Genomic DNA, 19,294 nt, shown 5'->3' on the forward strand with positions numbered 1-19,294 from the left:
ACTGACCGTCGCTCAGTGCCCGAGGACGATGATCAGGATGCCGGTGACCACGGCGACGGCGCACAGGGCGAAGCATCCGTAAGCACCGACGAGCGACAGACGTTTCTGCCCATCCGTGAGCGGGCTCTTCTTGGCGGCCTTCGCCGCCTGCTTCGCGGCGCGCTTGAGCTCTTTCTCAGAGATCACGGTGATCGCGTCTGTGAACTCGGCCGGACTCACGACCGGCGCGTGCCCGCTGCGCACCAGGAGGCGCAGTCCCACTGCGTAGAAGGTGACGATCGCCGCGGCGCCGATGAGCGCGGCCGCGAACACCTGGATGAAGGCGAACCAGTTGATCACTTCGACTCCTCGTTCGTACCGTCGGCCGTGTCCGTTTCAGCCGGTGACGCCGCACGGGCGTCCGATCGCGCGGCGGCCTTGGCCTTCTTCGCTGCCGACTTCGCCTTCTCCCTGGCGTGCGCCCTGGCCTTGGCCTCGGCCTTGGCCCGCTCGAGGCTCTGCTGTCGACGAGTCGGCGGCGGGGCATCGGGAAGGTCGACGGCCATACCCGACTCGGCCACATCGCTCATCGCGTTCGCGTGGGTGACCACGTTGCGACGGGAGCGCAGGAAGAGGCCGATGATGATGGCGACCGCGATCACGGCGTCGATCGCAACACCCCAGTTGCCCAGCCACTGCACCAGCAGCGCGGCCATCGCCCCGACCGCTCCGGCAGCCGGGAGCGTGAGCAGCCAGCCGATCCCGATGCGTCCGGCGGTCCGCCAGCGGACGGTGGAGCCGCGGCGGCCGAGCCCCGAACCGATGACGGAGCCGGACGCGACCTGCGTCGTCGACAGTGCGAAGCCGAGGGCGCTGGAGGCGAGGATGGTCGCGGCCGTCGAGCTCTCCGCGGCGAAGCCCTGCGCAGGCTTGACGTCGGTCAGCCCCTTGCCGAGTGTGCGGATAATCCGCCAGCCGCCGAGATAGGTGCCGAGGGCGATCGTGAAGGCACACGCGACGATGACCCAGAATTCCGGCTCATGATGCTCGTCGGACTGCCACCCGATCGTGATGAGCGCGAGTGTGATGATGCCCATCGTCTTCTGCGCGTCGTTCGTGCCGTGCGCGAGGGCGACGAGGGACGACGTGAAGATCTGCCCCCAGCGGAAGCCGTCGCGACCGTCAGGCTTGCCGTCGTAGCGCCGCGTGATCGAGTACGCGATCTTCGTGGCGATGAAGGCGATGAGTCCCGCCGTGAGCGGCGCGATGAGCGCCGGCAGGATGATCTTCGACAGCACGATGCCGAAGTCGATTCCCGTGAATCCGACCCCGACGAGGGTCGCGCCGATGAGGCCGCCGAACAGTGCGTGCGAAGAGCTCGACGGCAGGCCGAGCAGCCAGGTGAGCATGTTCCACGTGATCGCGCCGATGAGTCCGGCGAAGATCAGCGGCAGGAACACCTCGGCGCCCATCTCGCGGATCGCGTCCTCGCGGACGATCCCGCCGGAGACGGTCTTGGCGACCTCGGTCGATAGGAATGCGCCGACGAGGTTGAGGACGGCGGCGAGAAGGACTGCCGTTCTCGGCTTGAGAGCACCGGTCGCGATGGGCGTGGCCATCGCGTTCGCGGTGTCGTGGAAGCCGTTCGTGAAGTCGAAGAAGAGTGCAAGTGCAATGACAAGCACGACGATGAGGGCTGCGGTTTCCACCGTTCACTTTCGGTCGATTCGAAGAAGAAGGGTGTCGACGTGATCGACGTGATGAACGAAGAGTTCACCGTGGGTTTGCCTTCCGTTAACCGGCCCCGGTAGATCCTCCCACCCTCCCCGATGCCGGTCAACTCGACCTGGGATAGCGTGGAGCGGTGACCAACGCTCCGATCGCAGACCGCCGCTCGCACATTCGAACCCACCACGGCCACACCTTCGAGGATCCGTACGAATGGTTGCGCGAGAAGGAGTCGTCCGAGGTGACTGCACACCTCGAGGCGGAGAACGCCCACACGGATGCCGAAACCGCACACCTGGCAGACCTCCGCGAGACGCTGTTCCAGGAGATCAAGGGCCGTGTACTGGAGACCGATCTCTCCGTGCCCACCCGACGCGGAGACTGGTGGTACTACGGCCGCACCGAGGAAGGCGCCCAGTACGGCATCCAGTGCCGCGCGGCAGCCGCACCCGACGACTGGACTCCCCCACTGCTGGAGCCCGGGGTACCCGTGCCCGGCGAGGAGGTGCTGCTCGACGGCAACGTCGAGGCGGAGGGACATGAGTTCTTCGCCCTGGGGTCCTTCGCCGTCTCGGACGACGCCACCCGGTTGCTCTGGTCCACCGACTTCGAAGGCGACGAGCGCTACACGGTCCACGTGCGCGACCTCGTCACCGGCGAACTGCTGGCCGATGAGATCCCGAACACCGGCGGCGCTTTCTTCACGCCTGCCGGCGACGGCATCCTGTACACGACGCTCGACGATTCCTGGCGGCCCGACACACTCTGGCTGCACCGCATCGGCACAGCGGTCGACGACGATGTGAAGCTGTTCCACGAGCCCGACGAGCGGTTCTGGCTGGGTGCAGGCATCACGCGCAGCCGGCGCTATCTCGTGATCGCCGTGGGCTCCAGCATCACCAGCGAAGAGCATCTCGTCGATCTGCGCGGTCCGATCACCGCCGAGCCCCGACTGGTGTGGCCGCGCCGCGAGGGAGTCGAGTACTCGCTCGAGCACGCCGTCGTCGACGGCGACGACCGCCTGTTCATCCTGCACAACGACGACGCCCTCGACTTCGAGCTCGTCTCGGTGCCGGCATCCGACCCGCAAGGCGAGCGGCGCGTCATCGTCGCGCACGAGGCCGGTCGGCGTCTGCTCGGCATGGACGCGTTCCGTGATTTCGCGACGGTGGAGTACCGCAGCGAGGGGTTGGAGCGCGTCGGCCTGCTCGACTACGCGACGGATGCCGTGGACGAACTCTCCTTCGACGAACCGCTGTACTCGGCCGGCGTCAGCGGGAACCCCGAGTGGCACTCGCCGTTCCTCCGTCTCGGCTACGCCTCGTTCGTGACGCCGGGCACGGTGTACGACCTGGACCTCGCCACCCGCGAACTGGTGCTGCGCAAGCAGCAGCCGGTGCTCGGCGGGTATGACGCGGCCGAGTACGGGCAGAAACGCGAATGGGCGGTGGCATCCGACGGCACCCGGGTGCCCATCTCCCTGGTCTGGAAGCGCTCGTTCGGTGAGCCGGGCGCCGAACTTCGACCGCTGCACCTCTACGGCTACGGGTCGTACGAGCACTCGATCGATCCTGGGTTCTCGGTGGCGCGCCTCTCCGAACTCGACCGCGGCGTGATCTTCGCGGTGGCGCACGTGCGCGGCGGTGGCGAGATGGGCCGGCAGTGGTACGAAGACGGCAAGAAGCTGTCCAAGCGCAACACGTTCACGGACTTCGTCACCTGCGCCGAACATCTGATCGCCGCAGGAGTCACCTCCGCGGACCGCATGGTCGCCGAGGGCGGCAGCGCCGGGGGTCTCCTCATGGGCGCGGTCGCGAACCTCGCACCGGACAAGTTCGTCGGCATCCTGGCATCCGTCCCCTTCGTCGACGCGCTGACCTCGATCCTCGACCCCTCGCTCCCCCTCACCGTCATCGAATGGGACGAGTGGGGCGACCCGCTGCACGATGCCGACGTCTACGAGTACATGAGGTCGTACACGCCGTACGAGAACGTGCGATCTGACGCGACGTACCCGCGCATCCTGGCCGTGACATCTCTCAACGACACGCGGGTGCTCTACGTCGAGCCGGCGAAATGGGTGGCGGCGCTGCGCGAAGCGGGTGCGTCCGATGTTCTCCTGAAGTGCGAGATGGTCGCCGGGCACGGCGGCGTCAGCGGGCGCTACAACTCCTGGAAGGAAAGGGCGTTCGAGCTGGCCTGGCTGCTCGACACCCTCGGCTTGGCGGAGGCCTGACCCCGGGCTGCTGAGATCAGGAGTTCCGCCCGAGATCAGGACGATTCAGCAGGAATCGTCCTGATCTCGGGACATTGTCCTGATCTCGGGCTGCGGCGACTTCTCCTCCACAGACGACTGTCGGGCTAATTTGATGCACATCCCGCCGGTTCAGCCCCGCGGAACCGCGAGTACGCGGAGAGTGTACGGATGCTCCTCGAGGAATGGCTCCGCGCTCACGATGGCGCCGCGCACTCGTCAGACATATACGCTGCTGGGTTCAGCAAGCATGCGATAGCGGCGGGAGTCCGATCGGGGCGGATGCTGCGATTCCGGCGGTCCTGGATCGCGCTCCGTGAGTGTGATTCGGCGATCCTGGCCGCGATCGGCATCGGCGGGCGACTGACGTGCGTGAGCGCCGCCCGGAAACTCGGGCTTTGGGTCCCCGCGCACTCTGGCGTCCACGTCGCCGTATCGCCTAGCGCGGCCCGGATCAAGACCGAGGGACTGCGTGTGCATTGGTCGACGGGCCCTGCGCCCGCTGCTGCGCGCGCAGTCGTCGATCCGCTGATCAATGTGCTCCACCATGTAGCGCGATGCCAAGAACTGGCTGCCGCCCTGGCGATCTGGGAATCGGCGCTCAACAAGAAGTTCGTCGACGCCGCGGTGCTCGAGCGCATTGAATGGCACAGTGAACGCGCGAACCACATCGCCGCCCTCTGCACAAAGCTGTCCGACTCGGGACTGGAGACCCACTTCGTGGACCTGATGCGCGCGATCGGCGTCGCCGTTCAACAGCAGGTATGGATCGACGGGCACTCGATCGATGCGCTGATCGGCGATCGCCTGGTCGTTCAGCTCGATGGTTTCGCGCACCACAGCAGCCCGGCCGATCGCCGTCGTGACATCGAAGCCGACGTCCGCTTGCGCCTACGCGGCTATACCGTCGTGCGCTTCGACTACTACCAGGTGCTTTTCCAGCCGGACTTGGTCCAGAACGTCATCCGCGCGGCGATCGCACAGGGGCTTCACCGCGCGGCCTGACGGTGTCCGTCCGCCTGAGATCAGGAAGACCGCCCCAGATCAGGAAGAATCTGCGGGAAACGTCCTGATCTGGGGACTTCGTCCTGATCTCAGCCGGCGTCGGGGCCAGGATCAGCCGAAGAGCGCCGCGGCCTCGTCGTAACGGGCGCGGGAGACGGTGTTCAGCTCACCGAGAGCCTCGGCGAACGGCACACGGACGATGTCGGTGCCACGCATGGCCACCATCTGACCCCAGGACTCCTCGACCAGCGCATCTGCCGCGTGCAAGCCGAGCCGAGTCGCGAGCACTCGATCGAACGCCGACGGCGAACCGCCGCGCTGGATGTGGCCGAGCACGGTGGAGCGGGTCTCGATGCCGGTGATGCGCTCGATCTCGGGGGCGAGGATCTCGCTGATGCCGCCGAGGCGCGGGCGGTTGAAGGCGTCCAGTCCCTTATCGCTGTATGCCTCGTCCATGCCGGTGAGGGTGAAGCCCTCGGACACCACGACGAGCGGAGCCCTGCCGCGGTCGAACGCGCTGGTGACCAGAGCGGCGATCTCATCGATCGACATCGGGACCTCGGGGATGCAGATCACATGAGCGCCTGCGGCCATTCCAGCGTGCAACGCGATCCAGCCGACATGACGTCCCATCACCTCGGCGACCATGCACCGCTGGTGCGAGTCGCCGGTGGTGCGCAGGCGGTCCATGGCATCGGTTGCGATGTTGACCGCGGTGTCGAAGCCGAACGAGTAGTCCGTGGCCTGCAGATCGTTGTCGATGGTCTTCGGGACCCCGAGCACGTTGATGCCGTCCTTCGACAGACGATCGGCGGCGGCCAGAGTGCCCTCTCCGCCGATCGCGACGATGCCGTCGATCTTGTGGCCGTACAGGGTCTTCGCGATGTTCTCGGCGCCGCCGCGCGCACCCTCGTAGGGGTTGGTGCGGCTGGTGCCCAGAATCGTGCCGCCGGCCTTGGAGAGCCCCTTCACCTCGTGTCGCGTGAGCGGGAAGAAGTCACCGTCCACAACACCGCGCCAGCCGTTCCGGATGCCGACGAACTCGATGTCGTACGTCGTCGTGCCCTTGAGAACGATGCCGCGGATGACCGCGTTGAGTCCGGGGCAGTCGCCGCCGCTCGTCAGGATGCCGATCTTCATGCTGCTGCCTTCTGACTTCGGGAAAGGGGGAAAGGCGACGCTGCCTGCCTCGACACTAGTGCCGAAGCGCCATCAGGCGCCATTCGAGACGCGCGAAAACCCCGGATCTTGCCGGCCAAGATCGACCGAATCGCCGATCTTCCCTCGAAGGGGATTTTTCGAAGCCGTCCGCCCGTTAAGAAGCGTGCTTCTTAACGGGCGGATTGAGGTGTATTTCAGGAGGCGCCGAGCGCCTGACGCAGCAGGTGCATGAGCGCAGCGAGCTGCACCGGCTCGGCAGCCGCGTCATCCACGGCCTCGCCGTCGAGCGCACGCGCTGCCAGCCCTTGCTTCTGATCGATGAGCTCCGCGATCTTGGTGTCGATCGTGTGCGCGGCGATGATGCGCCAGGCGGTGACGGGCTCGTCCTGCCCGATGCGGTGCACCCGGTCGATCGCCTGCGTCTGTTCGGCGGCCGTCCAGCTGAGCTCAGCGAGCACGACGTTCGATGCTGCCTGCAGATTGAGGCCGACGCCTGCCGCGGTGAGCGAGCAGACGGCGATGCCGACGGCGGGATCGCCGTTGAAGTCGTCGATCGCCTGCTGGCGCGCAGTGGACGTCTGATCGCCTCGGATCGACACTGAGCGGATGCCCACCGAGGCGAAGTGCGCCTCGGCTCGATCCATCACGTCGATGTGCTTCGCGAAGAACACGACCTTGCCGACCGAGCGCTGCAGCTGTGCTGCATAATCGGCGGCGAGCTGAGCCTTGGCCTGACCGATTCGGCGCACCATCGTGAAGACGTTGTCGCCGCCGGTACCTGCGGCCTTCGACTCCTCGAGCTCGTTGTGTGCAACCAGGCGGACGATGTCTTCGTCGATCTCGCCAGGAGTACCGGTCCACAGGCTCTTCGATGCGGACGAGGTGCGCGCTTCGATGATGCGGCGGTACTTCGCAGCCAGCCGCTCCCCCAGTTCGCGCTCCGCCTGACGGATGCTGCGCCCGAACTCGTCGTCCAGCTGCACGGGGAGGTCTGCGATGAGCTTGTCCGGCAGGTCGGCCGCGACGTCCTTCTTCTTGCGGCGGACGATGCCCATCGAGATCACGGCCTCGCGAGCCTCCGGGTAGAAGGCCTTGTCCGCGGGAGTGAGGCCGGTCGCGTCCAGCTTCTCCATGAGCTCCGGACCCGGCTTCTCACCGGTGGTCCAACCGAGGAACCGCCAGATCGCGTCGAAGTCCTCGACGTCATTGATCAGCGGCGTTCCGGTGAGCGCCAGCATCAGCGGGTTGCCGCCGGGCGTGCGCTCGCGGACACGGGAGGCCAGCGCCAAGACGTTCTGCGAGCGCTGCGACGACAGGTTCTTGATGAAGTGCGCCTCATCGACGACCATGCCCCGCAGTCCGAGCGAGCCCAGCCAGGACATGTGCCGGTCGAGGATCTCGTAGTTCACGATGAAGACGTCCGCGAAGGCATCGATGTCGTCGCCGTCACCTTGGATGACGGTGGCGCGACGCTGCGGTGTCCAGCGCTCCACTTCGCGCGCCCAGTTCATCTTCACGACGTTCGGGACGACCGCGAGCAACGGGTAGGCCCCGGCGACGGATGCGGCGAGTGCGGACTGCGCGGTCTTGCCGAGTCCTGGCTCGTCCGCGAGGAGGAAGCTGCGGTGGCCCGCTCGCACCTCTTCGAGGAAGCGGGACTGGTGCACCATGATCTCGAGGCCCTTGGGCGACAGGTGGTCGAACTCGGGTGCCGGCGGCAGATCCATGCTCGCCACGGCTCCGCCGGCTCCGGTCTCGAACGACTTGTAGAGCGGCCCCATCAACTCCCAGCCGTCGAGGCGGCGGCGCGGAGTGCTCGTCGCCCGTGGCGTGAGGTCGGGCTCGAGGAACGGGTTGGCGAGCTGACGCGCTTCGACGGAGAGCGGTGTGACCTGGCGCTCGGCGATCCCCGCCGGCACGACGGGCGCCTGCACAGGGGCGATGTCGACGATGATGAGCTCTTCCGGAGCGAGCTCGGCTCCGGATTCGAGGAGCCAGTCGCGCCGCATCCGCTTCGCAACCGGCGATGTCGCCTGATCAGCCTCGAGCAGCTGGATGAGGGACGTGTCCCGCGCTGCGGTCTTGGCGAGGATGGTCGCGACGCCGTCGAGCCGCTTGAGCAGTTCTGCGCGTGCGGGATCGCCGAGCTCGGCATCGGCCTTCACCCTGGCCCGCTCCTCGCGCACCAGGAACGCGATCACCTGGAACTTCACCCGGTTCGTCGGACCCAGCTTGCCGCGCTGCGACTTCGCTTCGATCTCGCGCACTTTGCGCGCGAGGATCGGGATGAGGGGGGCGTCGTCGTCGCGACGGGATGTCTTCTTGCGCCGCGTGGCGGCAGTTGCCGTAGTCGGCATGCTCCTCCTGAGCGTGAATGCCGAGGCGCCCGGGGCGCCTGAGCCGTTCTCGATGTCCGCGTGTGGCGTGTGCCAGGACCGTACGAACAGTAGACCTCATTCCCGCCGACGCACGAGTGACGTGCGAGGTTCGCCGGGAACGATCGACAGTCTACGCCAGAATCGCCGTCCACTGCCGAGCGACGAGCCGAATCACGGCTGGCGGGCGAGCAGCACTTCGGCCTCGGCGACATCGGACGCCATCTGCGCCTTGAGCTTGTCGATGCCTTCGAACGCGACCATCCCCCGCAGGCGCTGGACGAACTCGACGCTCACGTCGTGGCCGTACAGATCGAGATCGGTCTCGCCGAGGACGTGCGCCTCCACCTGACGAACGAGGACGTCGTCGAAGGTGGGGTTCGTCCCGACCGAGATCGCAGCCCGGTGGCGGATCCCGCTGTCGTGGTCGACGAGCCAGCCCGCGTACACGCCATCCGCCGGCACGAAGGCGTCGACGATCGTCGAAAGATTCGCAGTCGGGAATCCGAGTTCTCGCCCCCGCTTCAGTCCGTGCACGACCTCGCCGCGCACATCGACATTGCGGCCGAGGACGCGCGTCGCCGTCGCGACGTCTCCTTCGATGAGCAGCTCACGGATCCACGTCGACGACACCCGACGCTCGGATCCGGGCAGATAGACGTCGTCGACGACATCGACCGTGAAGCCGTGCTGCGGGCCGAGCGTGCGAAGGAGTTCGGGGTCTCCCGCCCCGCCGCGACCGAACCGGAAGTCCTCGCCGACGAGCACCGTCGACACCCGGAGCGCTGCGACCAGGATGTCGGCGACGAACGCCTCGGCGCTTCGCGCAGCCATGGCCTCGTCGAATGTGAGCAGAAGCGTCGCATCGAGGTCGAGCTCGCCGAGCAACTCGAGCTTGCGCTCGACCGTGACCACGTTCTCAGGACAGCGATCAGGGCGCAGCACGGCGAGCGGATTGCGGTCGAAGGTGACGGCGACAGCGCGCGCACCGGATGCCGCAGCCTCCTCCTTCAGTCGACGGATGACCGCGCGGTGACCGGCGTGCACGCCGTCGAACTTCCCGATCGCCACGACGGAGCGACCGAAGTCGGCGGGAATCTGAGCGGGGTCACGGAAGACGATCACGCCGCCACCCCCGAGAGCTGCGGCGACGATACTGGTCGGTGCGTGCGCAACCACCAGATCCCGAACACCGGGAGAACCAACGGGATGAACAGGTAACCGACACCGAACATCGACCAGACGGTCTCGTGCTGGAAGAGCGCCGGCATCAGCAGGCTGAGCGTCCCGACGACGAGCACACCCGTGAGCTCGAACACGATTGCCACCCAGGCCACGGCGTACCAGCCGCTTCGTCCGGCGAGCACCAGCGCGAGAGTCGCCAGGATGTACACGACGGCCGCCACGGCGGACAGTGTGTAGGCCAGCGGCGCCTCGTCGAAACGGCGGATGATCTGCACGACGCTCCGCCCGGTCGCGGCGAGCGCCATCACGGCGTAGACGATCACGAGGACACGGCCGATACCGGTCATCCGAGGGGCGGGAACGGAGGAGCTCATAGCGCATTCCATCCTAGGTGCGCAGAGAAGGACTGGTCTCCGCGTCCTCGCCAGAGGTCAGGCGATCTGGATCGTCCAGATGACCTGCATCCGCCAGAGCATGATCGCGATGGCCAGGCCTGCGACGCCGAGGATCACGGTGCTCCAGCGGCTGCGCTCCATCAGCGCCCACAGGACCGCGCCGATCGGCAGCAGCACGGCGGAGACGAGATAGACCCAGTACTCGAGCAGATCACCGGTGGGCGGATTGCCTGCCAGGGGCGCGACGATCGCGATGACCACCTGTGCGACGAGGAGGATCTCGACGAGAGCGAGAGACCCGACCGAGAAGTCGCTGGGACGGCGACCGACGAGACCGAGAACGAGGCAGAACACTCCGGCCGCGACGGCGACCGCGATCTGCGCGACGGTGAACCAGAGGATCACGACGCGACGTCCGGCATGTTCATGGCGCTCTTGAGGTCGGCGCCGCGCTTCTCGACGATGCCGACGAGCGCTCCATCCGGATCGATGGCCGCTGCGAGTGCGCCCGTGAGCCGTGCGGCCTGACCGGCGAGCCGTTTGCCGTGGCGCAGATCCCGGGCGTCATCCGCGCTCACCGGGAGCGCCTCGAGGATGCGCGCGGCAGCATCGGCGGGGGTGAGCGTCGATGCTCCGGCCAGATCTTCGATGGCGACGGCATCCGCGACGTCGAAGGCGCCTACTCGAGTGCGGCGCAACGCCGTGAGGTGACCGCCGACGCCCAGTGCAGCGCCGAGATCGCGCGCCAGCGAACGGATGTAGGTGCCGGAGGAGCAGTCGACGACGACATCGAGGTCGAGGGTGCCGGAGCCTCTGCGCTCGGCGATGACGTCGAAGCGGGACACGACGACGTCGCGTGCGGCGAGGACGACCTCCTCCCCTGCACGAACCCGGTCGTACGCCCGGCGACCGTCGACCTTGATCGCCGACACCGAACTGGGGACCTGCGAGATCGCACCGGTCAGCGCCGCGACCCCCTCTGCGATGCGCGCCGGGGTGACCGTGGCCCAGGTCGAATCGTCGGCGCGCTCGGTGATCTCGCCGTCCGCGTCGTCGGTACCGGTCGTCTGGCCGAGCCGGATCGTCGCCTCGTAGGTCTTATCTGCGCCGACGATATAGGTGAGGAGCCTCGTGGCCCCTTCGATCCCGATCACCAGCAGTCCGGTCGCCATCGGATCGAGTGTGCCCGCGTGCCCGACCTTGCGAGTGCCGAAGGCCTTGCGCGTGCGCGCGACCGCGTCGTGGCTGGTGATGCCCGCGGGCTTGTCGACGAGGAGGATGCCGGGCGAGACCATCCTCCCAGCCTAACTCTCGTCATAGGCTGACCTGGTGCCCGCGAATCCGACGTCTCTGCCCGCTCTGCAGGCCGAGCTGTCCACCTGGTATCGGCGAACCGCCCGAGATCTGCCATGGCGCCGCACTGCGTTTCACGAACAGTTCGGCGCCTGGGGCACGCTCGTCAGCGAGTTCATGCTGCAGCAGACCCCTGTCAACCGGGTGATCCCGCATCTGGACGCCTGGTTGACGCGCTGGCCGACGCCCCGTGCCATGGCTGCCGCCACGGGGTCAGAGGTGGTGCAGCAGTGGGCGAACCTCGGTTATCCGCGCCGCGCACTGTGGCTGCACCGCGCGGCGATCGAGATCGTGGAACGGCATGACGGAATCGTGCCGCGAGAGGTCGATGCTCTGCTCGCTCTCTCCGGAATCGGCGACTACACCGCGAGGGCCGTGGCCGTCTTCGCCTACGGCGACCGGCATCCCGTCGTCGACACCAACACACGCAGAATGCTCGCGAGGGCGATCGAGGGAAAGGCGCAACCGGCGGCGGCCTCACGTCGTGACCTTGCCCTGATGGATTCCCTGCTGCCGGCGACGGATGCCGAATCGGGCGTGTTCAACGCCGCAGCGATGGAGCTGGGCGCGACGGTGTGCACCGCTCGCGCTCCGAAATGCGACCGGTGCCCACTTCGCACCAGCTGCGCCTGGGTGGCGGCCGGCCGGCCGGAAACGCCGGACACTCGGCGGCGGCAGGCGACGTATGAGGGTTCGGACCGGCAGGCCCGCGGCGCGGTGCTGCGGATGCTGCGCGAAGCGGCGCCGTCCGCAGTGCCACTGTCGTCCGTGATCGCCGATTGGCCGGATCTCCGACAGCGAGACAGGGCGATCGACTCGCTCATCGCAGACGGCCTCGCCGAGGCATCCGAGGATCTGCTCTCGCTCCCGCGCTGATCGTCCGGGAGCCCGGGACCGCTCCGTCAGAGAAACTGATCCGTCCGGTGCGCCAGCGCGGTGAGCTCCACTCGGGTTCGGACGTCGAACTTCGCCAGCAGCCTCCCCACGTGCACCTCGACCGTGCGGACCGAGACATTCAGTCGCTCCGCGATCTCCCGATTCATGGTGCCGCCGACGACCAGCATCGCCACCTCGAGCTCCCGCACCGTCAACTGCGTCTCCCACGCGCGTCGGCAGGCAGCCAGATGATCGTCCTCCGCACCGACGCCGCCATCCGCCGGGCCGAGCCTCTCGATGCGTCGTTCCATGGCGGCCGCCCAGGCGGCTGCGCCCGCATCCTCGAACAGGTTCCGTGCCGTTCCCAGGTGCCGTCGCCCGGTCATCCGCTCGCCGTGGATCACGGTGTGGATGCCGATCAACGCCTCCACCCTCGCTCTCGCGAATGGCGAGCGCAAGGCCCGCGCCTCGACGTGAACCTCCGCGAATTCCGCACGCCATCGTCCCTCCGGCGCGTCGATGACACGCGCGCATAACCGGCGAGCGCTGTCCTCCTCCCCCGGCTCGACTCTTCTGGGCGTTCGTTCTCGTGCCGCAGGGGCGACCTCGTCAAGCCCGGGAATGCCGAACACCGCCTCCGGAGCACCGCGATCCTGCCACAGCCGCAGGAATGCCGCGGCCTTGGCGAACGCACCATCCAGATACGCCTCGATGCCGCGATCCACCAGACGTTCCACGCGGAGTCCGGACGGCAGCGCAGCGGTCAGGGAGCGTGCGAACGGGCTCAGGGTGCCGAGAACGGCGAGGTCGAGGCGACGAGCGAGTGCCACGGCGAGTCCCGCGAACGGTATCGCCACCGGAGACACGACCGCTGCCGCGATCAGACACTGCCTGGCCTGCGATATATCCCCACGCCACGTCAGGAGGAGCGTCTCCGTCACCGCCCGATAGGCCTGCACGAGCGGGCTGTATTCGAACCCGGCGACGAACGGATCGATCTCAGCGCCCATCGTGCCTTCTCCGTTTGCGAGGATCCGCAATCCGCCATCGATGTCGTCGTCCAGGGCAGCGCGCAGAGCGCCGAGCACACTGCCGGAGACCGGGCCCGTGCCTTCGGCGGCCGTTGTCTCCCGCTCCCCGACGAGCAACCAGCTCAGGGCGACCACTGGATCGCGCAATCGGCTCTCCGCACCGACCCGCGCGCATCCGTCGCGCAGCGCATCCAGCCAGGATCGCATTCCGCTGCGGTCTCCTCGCTCGGCGCAGAGCACCGCGGCAAGGGCCGCCGCTTTCGTCCAGGCGTACCAATCGTCGTGATCATCTGTTCGCGGCCGGAGCTCCGTCGCATCGATGTCGGGCACGTCGCCGTGAAGATGCGCCAGTGCCACCACGAGGCCGCCCAGCCCTTGAAGACGGTAGCGCTCGGTGCCATCGGGGAAGAGGCTCCCCAGCCACCCGCTCGCCTCCGCCGCATAACCCGCTCCGATCGCCGCCGCGCCGGCCACCAGGCGTGCATCGTCGCGTTCGACCCCGACCGCGTGCGATGCCGCCTCAGCGGCGAGGAGGAGAGCGCGATCGGCGTCGCCGCCCTCGGACAACTCGCGCGCGATTCGGATCAGCTCGGATGCCGTCGAGGGATCGCCGCGCAGTGATGACCTGGCCCGATGCCAGTCCGCACTCACCTGCTCGCCCCTGCGGCCGAAGATCGCGCCCAGCCGTTCGTGCACATCCACCTGAACGGCCGATGCTGTCGTCTCTCGAAGCCAGATCGCGAGTCGCGGGTCCGCGAATCGAAATCGGCCGGCGTGGATGGTCAGATGCTGCCCCACCGGACCGGCGACGATCTCATGCGCGGACCGAGCCGCGAACTCGAGCACCGGATCGAGGCGATCCTCCAGACACAGTGCCGCCGCCAGCAGCAGATCCCGATCGGCATCGGTGAACCTGAGGTCGGCGAACTCATTCGCGATCGGCGGCACCAGCGGAAGCGGCGCAGGAAGCGGCCTCAATCCGTGCCGTTGCTGGGGTGCGAGATGTGCCACGACTTCACGGACGGTCGGCAGGTCGGCGTTCAACTCGACCACGAGCGTTCTCAGCACATGCGGTGCCGTGCTCAACTCATGTTCGAGCAGATCATCGAGCATGTTCTCGATGATCTCCAGCGAAACGACCGTTCCTTCGGACGGGCGCCGTCGCCACATCTCCGGTGTCTTCACCTTGTCGACTCCCCCGGTGCGAAGAGTACTTCGCAGCTAGGCACAGGGTAGCAAAGCAGTCCCGTGCCTCTTCGGCACCGAGACGAGCACCCTGGACAGGTGTCCAGGGTGCTCGTCTCGTCAGGTCAGGCGGCTAGCACGCACCGACCAGACCCCATGCTCCCCATTCGACCGAACCGGGTGCCTCTCCCTGAGTCCACCACTTCGCGGTGTACTCGGACCCCTGGTACGAAGCGGTCGCGCCGCCCGTGTAGACAGCGGTCGGCGACCAGGCCGCGGCATCGCAGGCGCCAGGATCCGTCGGATCGGTCGGATCGGTCGGATCCGTCGGATCGGTCGGATCGGTGCTGCATGCCTCGACGAGCGCCCACACGGCGTTCGTGCCAGGAGTGTCACCCTGTGTCCACCACTTCGCGGTGTACTCCGATCCCGCGTGCGAGACCGTGGCGCCGCCGGTGTAGACGGCTGTCGATGACCATGCCGCGGCGTCGCAGGTGCCGGGATCGGTCGGATCGGTGGGATCCGTCGGATCCGTGGGATCCGTCGGATCGGTCGCTCCACCGGGTGCCGCAGCGCGGAGATGGTCGGCCAGGGTGCCGATGAGCTCGCCCTGGCGGTCGCCGGAGAGCTCCCACCACATACCGCCGCCGAGCTTGTGCTCCACGATGTACGCGGCCTTCTGCGCGACGCTGCGGGTGTCGTCGTAGCTCCACCACTGGTTGCCGTCGTAGCGCCACGAGGCGCCGATCGTCGCGTCGTAGTGGCCGGTGCCGAGGTTCTTCAGCTTGTCGTAGTCCTCGTTGCCCTTCTCCCACGTGCCTGGTCCGGCGCCCGTCGCCGGGCCCCATGCGTTGACTGAGGTGGCTCCCTGCCAGCCGCGCCCGTACGCGGCGAGGCCCATGCCGAGCTGGGTCGGATCGATCCCGGTCTTGAGGTACTCGCGCACGCTCTGATCGACGCTGAACTGTCTCGCCTCCGCCCGGGTATCAGCCGGGTCGTCGTACAGGTTGCCCTGATGACCGGTGAGTCCGGCATCCCATGCGCCGTGCAGGTCGTAGCCCTGAATGTTGCCGAAATCGAGATAGTCGAACAGTTCGGGATCGTTCCAGCCCCCGGCCTCGATGTCGGCAGGATTCGCCGGCAGGAAGGCCGACAACTGATAGTCCTTTCCGGTCGTCACGGTCAGCGCATCCAGCTGCGTACGGAACTCCCTGAGCAGAGCCTTGAAGTTCGCCCGGTCGTTCGCCTCGTCGACGATGTTGCCGACCTCGCCGTTCTGCGAACCGGGCCACTCCCAGTCGATGTCGAATCCGTCGAAGACTCCCGCTGCCGCTCCCGGTCCGCCGCGCCCGTCGACGACAGGCAGGTTGCCCTTGATGTACAGATCGATGCAGCTGGAGACGAACGTCTTCCGGGTGGCGTCCGTGGCTGCTGCCGCCGAGAAGTTCTTCGACCAGGTCCAACCGCCGAGCGACAGCATCACGTTGAGGTCGGGGTTCTTCTGCTTCAGCTGCTTGAGCTGGTTGAAGGATCCCGCCAATGGCTGGTCCCAGCTGTCGGCGACGCCGGAGACCGAGTTCGCGGCCGTATAGCCCATCCCGAAGTCGGCCCAGGCGTCGCCTGCGCCGTCGGAGCCGTTCGGTCCTGTGCCCTGCGCCTTGTTCGCGATGAAGCACTTCAGCGTTTCGTGGTGGATGTTGCCGAAGGCGTAGTTGATGTGCGTGAGGTCGGCGGCAGCACCGGAGACGTCGAGCTGCTTGGCCTGGAAGCCGCGCCCGTACACCCCCCACTGCGCGAAATAGCCGACGGTGCGATAGCCGTTCATGGCACTCGGCGCCTCGGCGGCCACGGTCTGGGGCACCGTGGCCGCCGCTGCCGGCACGGTGGCGACGGCGGCGAGCGCGGCGACGGTTGCCGCCGTCGCGAGCGTCGCCAGCGCGGCGGCGATGCCGCGCCTGGGTCGTTCAGGTCTCGTCATGATCTTCCTTCGTCTGGCGGATGCCGGAGCATCCGCATCCTGTCTTCTCCCGCCCTCGATGCTGAGATGCAGGAGGAGGTGGGGCGGCTGGGGGCCGCCCCACCAGGTCTCAACAGCGGATGCCGGCTCCCCAGACGTCCGCTGATCCGGGTGTGTCGCCCTGGGTCCACCATTTCGCGGTGAACTCGGAACCGCCGTGTGCGACTTTCGCCCCGCCTGTGTAGACAGTCGTGGCGCTCCACGCAGGAGCAGAGCACGTGCCCGGTGTCCCGCCGCCTGGCCCACCGATGCCGGGCTCGACCACCGTCACGTTCCGTGGCAGGTCGTACAGCGTCGCGTAGACGTTCTCGCCGATCGTCAGGCGCAGGTTGGAGATCTGCGCGATCGGAAGCCGCCAGCTGAGCTTGCTGAACACGGATGCTCCCGGGGCGATCCCTCCGGAGGGAACCTTGATCGTGTAGGTGTGGAAGTTCCCGTCGAGCCCGCCGACGTTGTCGCCGGCGTGGTCGCTGTCGACCTTGACGATCCCCCAGCCGTTCTGCTCGCCCATCGCACCGGTGTCGCTGGTCGCCGTGTCGAACGTGATGGTCGCACCTGCCGGAATCGCCGTGGCGGAGTTGTTGGTGAACGTCACCTTCGGATTGATCGGATAGTTGTTGTCGCCCAGCGCGAAGTCGCTGAACTCGACGCCCAGATCGATGGCTTCGGTCGGCATCTGCTCGTCTGCCTTGGCCGCACCGTATGGCTGCGACGCGGAGAGGCGATCGTGGAGCAACCCGACGAGAGTGGATCCCATCTCGTACTGTCCGGCCGCCTCGTCGTAGCGGTAATCGCCGGCGAGCTCCCAGATCATGACCCCGCCGATGCCGTTGTCCGCGACATAGTCGGCCTTCGCCTCGATCGCCTGGTCGGCATCGCCCGAGAGGAAGGTCTTCGTGGTCGGATTCCACCACCACTCGACCTTGGTCACCGGATCGAAATGCCGGGTGTAGGTGCCGGTGATCGTGGTCGGCGCACCGTAGGACGCGGTGTAGTCACCGACGATCCCGCGCTCGAGGTTGAGCACATGCCAGATCGGGTTCGCGCCGGCACCCACCTCGCCGCCGCTCTTGTCGAGGTCGTGCCAGAGGTTGTTGATGCCCACGGCGCCGGCGCCGCACTTCGACGTCCCGCCCAGACTCGGTCCGGTGCCTGGCGGGCACTTCGTCTGGTCGGCCAGCGGCGCCGAACCGTAGAGTCCGTTGGTCCCGCCTTGAACGCCGTCCCAGCCGCGCGTGTAGAAGGGCACTCCGAGGTTGATGCGCCCGGCAGGCATCGCGCCCCGGAAGTAGTGGTACGCCCAGTCGGCGTTGAGGTAGCCGATTCCGCTGTAGGCGTTGTACACGCCACCCGCGGCGAGCTCGGGATCTTTTCCGTCGTCGAACAGGGCGCCGTTGCCGCCGACGTAGTTGTTCCAGGACCCGTGCAGGTCGTAGCTCATGATGTTGACGTAGTCGAGGTACGGCAGGATCTGGTGCACTTCGGCACCGCGGAGCAGCCATCCCGACGCCGGAGCGGCGACTGTCAGCAGATAGTGCCTGCCGTCCGCGGCACCGGCCGTGTCGAGTTTCTCGCGAAGCGTCTTCATCAGCGCCTCGTATCCTGCCCACAGTGTCGCGCGACGCGGCTCGGAGAACGCGAAGTCATCAGGGTTTCCGGCCTTGCCGTTGCTGTTGGCGTACTCGTAGTCGATGTCCACGCCCTCGAATCCGTAGGTGCGGATGAACTCGACAGCCGAATCGGCGAAAGCATCGATCTTCGCCTGCGAGTCGGTCAACGCGTAGAAGCCTCCGTCCGCCACCCGGTCACCCGCGGCATCGAAGTGGCCGCCGGTCTCCGCCCAGCCGCCGACCGAGACGAGCGCCTTGACACCGGGATTCTGCGCTTTGAACTTGTTCAACAGATTGAAATGGCCGTCGTAGTCGTAGGCAGGGTCCATCTCCGCTCCGGCGACACCCGGCCACGTCATGTCGGTGGCCGCGTTCCCGGCGGCATCCTGGTTGACCGAGACCTTGCCCTGCCCATCGATGTGCGCGAACGCATAGTTGATGTGGCTGAGCTCGGTCCACGGAATGTCGCCGGCGAGGTACCGCGGGGTGCCGCCGGTACCGGTGCGCCAGGAGGTGAAGTAGCCGATCACTCGGTGCTCGAGTCCGTTGGGCAGGCGCTCGCGGCCGGCCTCGTCGTAGATCGTGCAGTACGGGACGTCGACGCCCGGCGTCTGGTAGAGCCCGTCCGGGCGGCACTTCTCGTCGGGGTTGTCCGTCCACACCGTGCCCTCATCGACCGGGTCTGTCGGATCAGTCGGGTCGGTGGGATCGGTGGGATCGGTGGGATCGGTGGGATCGGTCGGGTCGGTGGGATCGGTCGGGTCCGTGACGCCGCAGGCACCCAGCGACTCCCAGGGTCCCCAGGCCTCGGTACCCGGCGTGTTGTTCTGCGTCCACCACTTCGCGCGGTAGTTGGCGCCGTCGTGTGAGACCAGTGCGCCGCCGGTGTATGCCGACGCCGACGCCCACGCCGCCTCGCATTCGGTGTCAGCGGCTCCCGCCGGTCCGGCGGCCGCGAGTCCGGCGATCACCATCGCCGCGCTCAGTAGAGCCAGCGTCCTGAGCCGCCGCGGTGTTCTGTCAGTGCGCATGAGGCGTTTCCGTTCTTCGTCGGACAGCGATCCGCGGGTGATCGCGGTGATCCGACGCTATTGACCCCGCTCAGCGCCTCGCATCGGGGTTAACCACATGCATCCCTGA

At 67.3% G+C, this 19,294-nt stretch carries 14 protein-coding genes; 3 read left to right on the top strand and 11 right to left on the bottom strand.

Going from position 1 to position 19,294, the window contains the following annotated elements:
• Positions 1-12 precede the first annotated feature (12 nt).
• Both MRBLWO13_RS16325 and MRBLWO13_RS16330 read right to left on the bottom strand, forming a co-directional pair.
• The gene (locus MRBLWO13_RS16325; protein ID WP_341975136.1) at positions 13-339 is read right to left on the bottom strand and encodes a peptidase; all 327 of its coding nucleotides are present in this window, start codon (positions 337-339) and stop codon (positions 13-15) included.
• A complete protein-coding gene (locus MRBLWO13_RS16330; RefSeq protein WP_341975137.1) occupies positions 336-1,688 on the bottom strand; it encodes an inorganic phosphate transporter in 1,353 nt (450 codons plus the stop codon). Before MRBLWO13_RS16330 ends, MRBLWO13_RS16325 begins: the two co-directional genes overlap by 4 nt.
• A gap of 155 nt (positions 1,689-1,843) precedes the next feature.
• Here MRBLWO13_RS16330 and MRBLWO13_RS16335 point away from each other — a divergent pair, with 155 nt between their 5' ends.
• Both MRBLWO13_RS16335 and MRBLWO13_RS16340 read left to right on the top strand, forming a co-directional pair.
• Positions 1,844-3,943 (top strand): S9 family peptidase, encoded by a 2,100-nt coding sequence (locus MRBLWO13_RS16335; protein ID WP_341975138.1) that lies wholly within the window; start codon positions 1,844-1,846, stop codon positions 3,941-3,943.
• Between the two features lie 189 nt (positions 3,944-4,132).
• Positions 4,133-4,966, top strand: coding sequence for a DUF559 domain-containing protein (locus MRBLWO13_RS16340; protein WP_341975139.1), 834 nt, complete (start codon positions 4,133-4,135; stop codon positions 4,964-4,966).
• A gap of 111 nt (positions 4,967-5,077) precedes the next feature.
• Here the strand turns inward: MRBLWO13_RS16340 and MRBLWO13_RS16345 are convergent, their stop codons facing one another.
• The 6 genes from MRBLWO13_RS16345 to truB form a co-directional block, all read right to left on the bottom strand.
• Positions 5,078-6,106 carry a 6-phosphofructokinase gene (locus tag MRBLWO13_RS16345; RefSeq protein ID WP_341975140.1) on the bottom strand — a complete coding sequence of 343 codons (1,029 nt, stop codon included), beginning with the start codon at positions 6,104-6,106 and terminating at the stop codon, positions 5,078-5,080.
• A 215-nt stretch (positions 6,107-6,321) separates the two neighbouring features.
• A complete protein-coding gene (locus MRBLWO13_RS16350) occupies positions 6,322-8,484 on the bottom strand; it encodes a DEAD/DEAH box helicase (RefSeq protein WP_341975141.1) in 2,163 nt (720 codons plus the stop codon).
• Between the two features lie 192 nt (positions 8,485-8,676).
• Complete coding sequence (locus MRBLWO13_RS16355) at positions 8,677-9,627, bottom strand: bifunctional riboflavin kinase/FAD synthetase (protein ID WP_341978452.1); 951 nt, start codon at positions 9,625-9,627, stop codon at positions 8,677-8,679.
• A complete protein-coding gene (locus tag MRBLWO13_RS16360; RefSeq protein ID WP_341978454.1) occupies positions 9,624-10,034 on the bottom strand; it encodes a hypothetical protein in 411 nt (136 codons plus the stop codon). The genes MRBLWO13_RS16355 and MRBLWO13_RS16360 overlap by 4 nt, the downstream gene beginning before the upstream one ends.
• Before the next feature lie 84 nt (positions 10,035-10,118).
• Positions 10,119-10,487, bottom strand: a complete 369-nt coding sequence (locus MRBLWO13_RS16365; protein WP_341975142.1) for a hypothetical protein — start codon at positions 10,485-10,487, stop codon at positions 10,119-10,121.
• The gene (gene truB / locus MRBLWO13_RS16370; protein ID WP_341975143.1) at positions 10,484-11,377 is read right to left on the bottom strand and encodes a tRNA pseudouridine(55) synthase TruB; all 894 of its coding nucleotides are present in this window, start codon (positions 11,375-11,377) and stop codon (positions 10,484-10,486) included. The genes MRBLWO13_RS16365 and truB overlap by 4 nt, the downstream gene beginning before the upstream one ends.
• A gap of 55 nt (positions 11,378-11,432) precedes the next feature.
• Between truB and MRBLWO13_RS16375 the strand changes: the two genes are divergently transcribed.
• Positions 11,433-12,311, top strand: coding sequence for an A/G-specific adenine glycosylase (locus MRBLWO13_RS16375; protein ID WP_341978456.1), 879 nt, complete (start codon positions 11,433-11,435; stop codon positions 12,309-12,311).
• A 26-nt stretch (positions 12,312-12,337) separates the two neighbouring features.
• On the opposite strand, the gene MRBLWO13_RS16380 is transcribed toward MRBLWO13_RS16375, so the two are convergent.
• The 3 genes from MRBLWO13_RS16380 to MRBLWO13_RS16390 form a co-directional block, all read right to left on the bottom strand.
• Positions 12,338-14,527 carry a helix-turn-helix transcriptional regulator gene (locus tag MRBLWO13_RS16380; RefSeq protein ID WP_341975144.1) on the bottom strand — a complete coding sequence of 730 codons (2,190 nt, stop codon included), beginning with the start codon at positions 14,525-14,527 and terminating at the stop codon, positions 12,338-12,340.
• A gap of 133 nt (positions 14,528-14,660) precedes the next feature.
• Complete coding sequence (locus tag MRBLWO13_RS16385) at positions 14,661-16,505, bottom strand: glycosyl hydrolase family 18 protein (RefSeq protein WP_341975145.1); 1,845 nt, start codon at positions 16,503-16,505, stop codon at positions 14,661-14,663.
• Between the two features lie 109 nt (positions 16,506-16,614).
• Positions 16,615-19,185 (bottom strand): glycosyl hydrolase family 18 protein, encoded by a 2,571-nt coding sequence (locus MRBLWO13_RS16390; RefSeq protein ID WP_341975146.1) that lies wholly within the window; start codon positions 19,183-19,185, stop codon positions 16,615-16,617.
• Positions 19,186-19,294 lie beyond the last annotated feature (109 nt).

The organism is Microbacterium sp. LWO13-1.2 (genome assembly GCF_038397725.1).
Lineage (GTDB): Bacteria > Actinomycetota > Actinomycetes > Actinomycetales > Microbacteriaceae > Microbacterium.